The organism is Asanoa sp. NPDC050611 (assembly GCF_040654855.1).
In the GTDB taxonomy this organism is placed as follows: domain Bacteria; phylum Actinomycetota; class Actinomycetes; order Mycobacteriales; family Micromonosporaceae; genus Asanoa.
This window is the reverse complement of the sequence record NZ_JBFAIU010000333.1, coordinates 1-5,453: the sequence shown is the minus strand read 5'-3', so window position 1 is coordinate 5,453 and position 5,453 is coordinate 1. Positions and strand designations below refer to the sequence as shown.

Annotated in this window: 6 protein-coding genes; 5 read left to right on the top strand and 1 reads right to left on the bottom strand. The window is 73.8% G+C overall.

All coding sequences use genetic code 11. The annotated features are described in order from the left end of the window. The 4 genes from AB0H87_RS33820 to AB0H87_RS33805 form a co-directional block, all read left to right on the top strand. Positions 1–756 (top strand): ABC transporter ATP-binding protein (locus AB0H87_RS33820; RefSeq protein WP_360155110.1); only part of this gene is annotated, 756 nt, incomplete at its 5' end. Beyond that, positions 753–1,139, top strand: a complete 387-nt coding sequence (locus AB0H87_RS33815) for a hypothetical protein (protein ID WP_360155107.1) — start codon at positions 753–755, stop codon at positions 1,137–1,139. The genes AB0H87_RS33820 and AB0H87_RS33815, both read left to right, overlap by 4 nt. Positions 1,140–1,156: 17 nt before the next feature. Continuing rightward, positions 1,157–1,774 carry a methyltransferase domain-containing protein gene (locus AB0H87_RS33810; protein ID WP_360155104.1) on the top strand — a complete coding sequence of 206 codons (618 nt, stop codon included), beginning with the start codon at positions 1,157–1,159 and terminating at the stop codon, positions 1,772–1,774. Beyond that, a complete protein-coding gene (locus tag AB0H87_RS33805) occupies positions 1,771–2,256 on the top strand; it encodes an HAD domain-containing protein (RefSeq protein ID WP_360155102.1) in 486 nt (161 codons plus the stop codon). The genes AB0H87_RS33810 and AB0H87_RS33805 overlap by 4 nt, the downstream gene beginning before the upstream one ends. A gap of 165 nt (positions 2,257–2,421) precedes the next feature. On the opposite strand, the gene AB0H87_RS33800 is transcribed toward AB0H87_RS33805, so the two are convergent. Beyond that, the gene (locus tag AB0H87_RS33800; RefSeq protein ID WP_360155099.1) at positions 2,422–2,817 is read right to left on the bottom strand and encodes a YccF domain-containing protein; all 396 of its coding nucleotides are present in this window, start codon (positions 2,815–2,817) and stop codon (positions 2,422–2,424) included. Positions 2,818–2,921: 104 nt separating this feature from the next. On the opposite strand from AB0H87_RS33800, the gene AB0H87_RS33795 reads away from it, so the two are divergent. Continuing rightward, entirely contained in the window at positions 2,922–5,450 is a 2,529-nt protein-coding gene (locus AB0H87_RS33795) for a Na+/H+ antiporter subunit A (RefSeq protein WP_360155096.1), read from the top strand. Positions 5,451–5,453 lie beyond the last annotated feature (3 nt).

The window sequence follows — 5,453 nt, the reverse complement described above, 5'->3', positions numbered from 1 at the left end:
GGCTACCAGCTCGGCGACCGCCTGCTGCGACCGGCGCTGGTCGCGGTGGCCGCCGCCGGTGAGGGCGCGGCGGCGCCCGGCGAGCTGGCGCTCGACGACGTGCACACCGCGGGCCTCGACGGGGTCAGCCTGGCCGTGCGACCCGGCGAGCTGCTGGGCATCGTGACCAGCGACATCACGGCCGCGGACGCCGTCACCGAGCTGCTGGCCGGCGGGCGGCAGCCGGATCGCGGTGCCGTGACGCTGGCCGGTGTGCCGCTGCCCGCGCTGGACATCGCCACACTGCGCCCGGTGCTGCTGGTCGAGCCGCACGCCGTCGACCTGTTCGGCGAGACGCTGCGCGAGGCGTTACGCACCGACGACGGGCCGCCCGACGACCGGGCGATGGCCGCGGCCATGGCGGCCGCCGCCGCGAGCGACCTCGGCGGGCTCGACCACGCGCTGCACGACCACGGCACGAACCTGTCGGGCGGGCAGCGGCAGCGGGTCGCCGTCGCGCGGGCGCTGCTGGCCGACCGGCCGGTCACGGTCTTCCGCGACCCGACGACCGCGGTCGACGCCGTCACCGAGCACGCGATCGCCGAGGGCATCCGCGCGCATCGCGACGGGCGGGCCACCGTGCTGGTCACCACCAGCGCGCCGCTGCTGGACCGGTGCGACCGGGTCGTGTTCGTCGGCGCGGGCCGGGTCGCCGGCACGGGACGGCACCGGGACCTGCTCGGCGTTCCGGCGTACGCGGACGTGGTGCTGCGGTGAGCACCGTTCTGCCCATCGCCAGCGGCCGCGCGACCGCGCGCGCGTTCGGCCGCAAGCTGCGCCGCCACCCCGGGCTCGGGCTGCTCGCGGTGCTGGTCTCGGCGGCCGCCAGCGGGGCCGCGGTGCTCGTGCCGATCCTGCTCGGCCGGATCGTCGACCTCGTGATCGCCCACGGTGGCACCCGGGAGCTGCTGGGCATCGCCGCCTGGACGCTGGCCGCCGGCCTCGTCGGGCGGCCGCTGCCGCGCGGCGCGCGGGCCGCCGTGGTCGTCCGGGCTGGCCGCGCGCTCGCCGGCGACGCCGCGCTGCGGGCCGGCGACGTGCTGGTCGTGGTCGGCGACCGGGCGGCGGTCGACGCACTGGCACACGCGATCGGCCCGTGAACTGTTTACTGGGGTGCATGACCGATGCCACCGCCAAGCAGAAGCGCGTGTGGGACAGGAACGCGCCGACGTACGACCGGCAGATCGCCCTGCTCGAACGGATCTGGTTCGCGGACGCCCGCGACTGGCTCGGCGCGCGGGCGCACGGCCGGGTCCTCGAGGTCGCCATCGGCACGGGCCGCAACCTCGAGCACTACGGCCCCGACGTGACGATCACCGGCATCGAGCTGAGCCCGGAGATGCTGGCGATCGCCCGGCGCCACGCCGGCGACCTGAGCCGCGCGGCCGACCTGCGCGAGGGCGACGCCCAACACCTGCCGCTGGACGACGCGTCCTTCGACACGGTGGTGTGCGCGTTCTCGCTGTGCTCCATCCCGGACCCGGGCGCGGCCATCGCGGAGATGAAGCGGGTGCTGGTGCCGGGCGGCACGCTCCTGCTGGTGGACCACATCGGCTCGACCTGGGCCCCGATCCGCGGCGCGCAGTGGTTGCTGGAGCGGGCGACGATCGCGCTGGCCGGTGAGCACTTCACCCGGCGGCAGCTCCCGCTCGTCGAGGCGGCGGGCTTCGAGATCGTGGAGACCGAGCGACTCAAGGCGGGCTCGGTGGAACGGATCGTGGCCCGCAAGCCATGACGCTGCTGTTCCTCGACGTCGACGGTCCGCTCATCCCGTTCAAGGCCCGCCCGACGGTCGCGTCGCGGCGGCCTCCGGACGAGGTTGGCAACCCACTCCTCGACCGCCTCGACCCGGCCGACGGCCGGCGGCTGCTCGCGCTCGGCTGCGACCTGGTCTGGGCCACGACATGGCTGGCCGACGCGAACGAGGTCGTCGCACCACGGCTCGGCCTGCCGAAGCTGCCGGTCGTCGAGTGGCCGGACGACGACGAGGAGCCGGAGCCGGGCGTGCACTGGAAGACCGCGCAGCTGGTCCGGTGGTCGGATGGCCGCCCGTTCGCCTGGCTCGACGACGAGATCACGGACACCGACCGGCGCTGGGTCGCGACCCACCATCCCGCGCCGGCCCTGTTGCGGCGCGTTGACCCCTTCATCGGCCTGAGCGCATCGGATTACGTGGCGGTCCGCACGTGGCTGGGGGAGCTGACGGCCGCGGTGTGACCGCCGCGGTCCGGCGTGCGGGTGCCCGCTGGGCTGTCAACCGGCTCGTGGGCAGCCGCGGATCTAGCGCTGCAGCGCCCCCTCGGTCGGCAGCCCGGCGGCGTTGCCGGCCCGCCCGCGAGCGCGCGGGGCCCGCTCGACCCCCGCCGCGGCCGCTGCCGGCGGCTAGGCGTGGGCCGGCGCGTGGTCCAGGTCGACGATGTGCCGGCCGAGCGGCCAGAAGGCCGCCGGGACCAGCTTGAAGTTCGCGATGCCGAACGGGATGCCGATGATCGTGACGCACTGGGCGATGCCGGCGAGGATGTGTGCCAGGGCCAGCCACCACCCGGCCAGGACGACCCACAGGATGTTCGCCACGCCGGTGACCACGCCGGCGTCCGGGCGGCTCACGACCGTGCGGCCGAACGGCCACAACGCGTAGCCCGCCAGCCGCAGCGACGCGATGCCGAACGGGATGGTGACGATGAGCGCGAAGCAGATCAGCGCGGCGACACCATAGGCGATCGCCAGCAGGAACCCGCTGCCGAAGATGAACCAGAGCACGTTCAGGATCAGGCGCATACGTCCAGCATGACCACCCGGCGCCACTCCACGTACCGCCCACGGGAGGTGCGCGCAGTGCTCGGTTAACGTCCTAATTGCCCGCTTGCGCCTACTCTGGGCGTGTGCTGGTGCTGGTGGTGGTCCACGGCGTGACGGCCGTGGTCGCCCCGGTCCTGGTGCGGTGGTTCGGCCGGTCCGCGCTCTACGTGGTCGCCCTCGCGCCGCTCGCGGCCCTGTGCTGGGCGCTCGCCTACACCGACAGGATCAGCCACGGTGGCGCCGTCGAGGAGACCTGGACCTGGGTCGCGCCGCTCGGCCTCGGGATCGACCTGCGGATGGCGACGATCTCCTGGCTGATGGTCGTGCTCGTAGGGGGCATCGGTGCGCTGGTCCTGATCTACAGCGTGCGCTACTTCCCGCCGGACCAGAACGGGCTCGGCCGGTACGCGGGCGTCTTCGTCGCGTTCGCCGGCGCCATGCTCGGCCTGGTCGTCTCCGACAACCTGCTGCTGTTGTACGTGTTCTGGGAGCTCACCACCATCTTCTCCTACCTGCTGATCGCGCAGGACCCGACCAGACGCGGGAACCGACTGGCCGCCACCCAGGCGCTGCTGGTGACCACGCTCGGCGGGCTGGCCATGCTCGGCGGCTTCGTGATCCTCGGCGAGGCCGCCGGCACCTACCGCTGGTCGCAGATCGAGCAGCAACCCCCGGACACGCCACTGCTCACCGCCGCGCTCGTGCTGGTGCTGCTCGGCGCGCTCAGCAAGTCGGCGATCTTCCCGTTCAGCTTCTGGCTGCCCGCCGCGATGGCCGCGCCGACACCGGTCAGCGCCTATCTGCACGCCGCCGCGATGGTCAAGGCCGGCGTCTTCCTCGTCGCGCTGATGGGGCCCGCCGTGGGCGGCGACCCGCCGTGGCGGCCGATGCTGCTGGTCACCGGCGTCGTCACGATGCTGCTCGGCGGGTGGGCCGCGCTGCGCCAGCACGACCTCAAGCTGCTGCTCGCGTACGGGACGGTCAGCCAGCTCGGCTTCCTCACCGCGATCTTCGGCGGCTCGACCGCCAACGCGGCGCTGGCCGGCGCGGCCATGCTGCTCGCGCACGCGCTGTTCAAGTCGACCTTGTTCCTGGTGGTCGGCATCATCGACGTGAGCACCGGCACCCGGGACCTGCGCGCGCTGAGCGGGCTGGCCGAACGCACCCCGGCGCTGGCCGTGATCGCCGCGCTCGCCGCCGCGTCCATGGCGGGCCTGCCGCCGTTCGCCGGCTTCGTCGGCAAGGAGGCGGCGTTCGCGACGTTCCTCCACGGCGGGGCCGCCGACCTCGTCGTGCTCGCCGCGCTGGTGATCGGGTCGGTGCTCACCGTCGCGTACACGATCCGCTTCCTGTGGGGTGCGTTCGCCGCCAAGCCGAACGTCGAACCGGCGACCGTGCGCCCACCGGCCAGGGACTGGCTGGTCGGCCCGGCGATCCTCGCGGTCGCGGGCCTCGGGGTCGGCGCCGCCGCGAAACCGCTCGACGGCGTGCTCGCTCCCTACGCGGCCACCTTCCCGGCCGACCCACCCGCGTACCACCTGGCGGTGTGGCACGGGTTGAGCGGACCGCTCGGCCTGTCGGTGCTGGTGCTCCTGGCCGGCGCGGCCTTCGGCCGCACGTTCGCGGCAGACCGGCTGCGCCTGCCCTTCCACGGCGCGACCGCGTACCGCTGGGTGATGAACGGCCTGGACCGCGGCGCGGTCGAGCTGACCGGCGCGACCCAGCGTGGCTCCCTGCCGTCCTATCTGGGCGTGATCCTGCTGGTGCTGACCGCCGGCCTGGGTGGCATCCTGATCGGCGCGGCGCCGTGGCCCGACACCGCCCGCGCCTGGGACACCCCGCTGCAGGCGGTGGTCGGCGGCGGGATCGTCGTCGCCGCCGTGGCCGCGGTGCGCGCGCTGCGCCGGCTGACCGCGATGGTGCTGGTCGGCATCTCGGGCTACGGCGTGGCCGTGCTGTTCATCCTGCACGGCGCTCCCGACCTGGCGCTGACGCAGTTCCTCGTCGAGACCGCGACGATCGCGATGATCGTGCTGGTGCTGCGCCGGCTGCCGGAGAAGTTCTCCGAGCGGCCGATCCGCACGAGCCGCGTCGGCCGGATCCTGCTCGGCGTCGCGGTCGGCGCGGTCGCGGCGGGGATGACGTTCGTGGCCGTGGGCGCGCGCGAGGCGACGCCGGTGTCGGAGGCGTTCCCGGACCTCGCGGTCTCGTTCGGCGGCGCCAAGAACGTGGTCAACGTGATCCTGGTCGACATCCGCGCCTGGGACACGATGGGGGAGATCTCGGTGCTGGTCGTCGCGGCCACCGGTGTCGCCAGCCTGATCTACCGGCGCACCGCGGCGCTGCGCCGCCGCGGCGGCGGAACGGTGATCATCAGGCCTGGCTGGCTGCGGGCGGGCGCCGGCGGGCAGTCGATCATCCTCGAGGTGGTCACCCGGCTGGTGTTCCACACGATCGTGCTGTTCTCGATCTTCCTGCTGTTCTCCGGCCACAACGCGCCCGGCGGCGGCTTCGCCGGCGGGCTGGCCGGATCCTCGTTCTGGAGCCCATCGCGGGGTGCGACCTCGCGGAGCGATACAGAGTCGGGCATCGGGTTCATGAACTCATGTTAAGTC

Coding starts and splice junctions, on each gene's coding strand:
- AB0H87_RS33810 (WP_360155104.1), top strand. CDS start 1,157: ATGACCGATGCCACCGCCAAGCAGAAGCGCGTGTGGGACAGGAACGCG.
- AB0H87_RS33805 (WP_360155102.1), top strand. CDS start 1,771: ATGACGCTGCTGTTCCTCGACGTCGACGGTCCGCTCATCCCGTTCAAG.
- AB0H87_RS33800 (WP_360155099.1), bottom strand. CDS start 2,817: ATGCGCCTGATCCTGAACGTGCTCTGGTTCATCTTCGGCAGCGGGTTC.